The 689-nt window shown below is 69.1% G+C and carries 1 protein-coding gene and 1 pseudogene; both read right to left on the bottom strand.

Translation table 11 applies throughout. The features are described 5' to 3' along the window. A partial coding sequence (locus A5700_RS25045; RefSeq protein WP_156671063.1) for a PPE domain-containing protein occupies positions 1–163 on the bottom strand: 163 nt, incomplete at its 3' end. 338 nt (positions 164–501) lie between these two features. Beyond that, positions 502–689: pseudogene (locus tag A5700_RS03710) on the bottom strand (hypothetical protein); the annotation flags it as partial.

Genomic DNA, 689 nt, shown 5'->3' with positions numbered 1-689 from the left:
CTAGCGCCGTGATCACGTTCTCGTAGTTCAGCGCGGCCGAGTTCAGCTCCGCGGCCAACGCATTCCACGACGACGCTGCCGTGAGGAACGATCCCGACCCTGGACCCGCGTAGATCCGCGCCGAGTTGACCTCCGGCGGCAGTGCCCCATAGTCCAACACCATTACCTTTAACCCCTTCGTGGCCGAATCACTGAGACGCGAGTAGTGCATGACGATAGTGCGTTGCTGGCCGGACACCCGTGGCCCACTGATGCCGCTGGCCGCAGCGACCTTTCGGCCGGCCCGTGAACGCGACCGGCGGTAGCCGGGCCACGCTCGCCCAACCGGAGTCTCCCACCCCACCGCGGTGTGGTAAACGCCTGCTGGCGGGCGTCGCCGACCCGGAGACGGAGTCCACCGGCGCGGACGCTTGTCGCGCCGCCAGTCGGCGCGCCGAATGCCGCCGGGAATAAAATCCGGTCGCGGATAAACAGCCGCTCAAACATGTTCGTGCGCCGCCGTTATCCGGCCGAGGGTGGGCGGGTCAGGACGCTGTAGCGGAACCCGTACTTGTTGACATAGCCCGCGGTCGCGCCGCGGCGGCCCATGCCCCCCATCGGCATGCCCCGCAGCAAGGCGTTGGGCGAATTCACCCCCGCCGCACCGGCCGCCCCGGCCGGCACCAACGCCCCCTCGGACTCCGCCACCG

The sequence above is a fragment of the Mycobacterium sp. E1214 genome, assembly GCF_001666755.1.
GTDB lineage: Bacteria > Actinomycetota > Actinomycetes > Mycobacteriales > Mycobacteriaceae > Mycobacterium.
The sequence above is the reverse complement of the archived record's forward strand: the minus strand, read 5'-3'. Positions and strand labels throughout refer to the sequence as shown.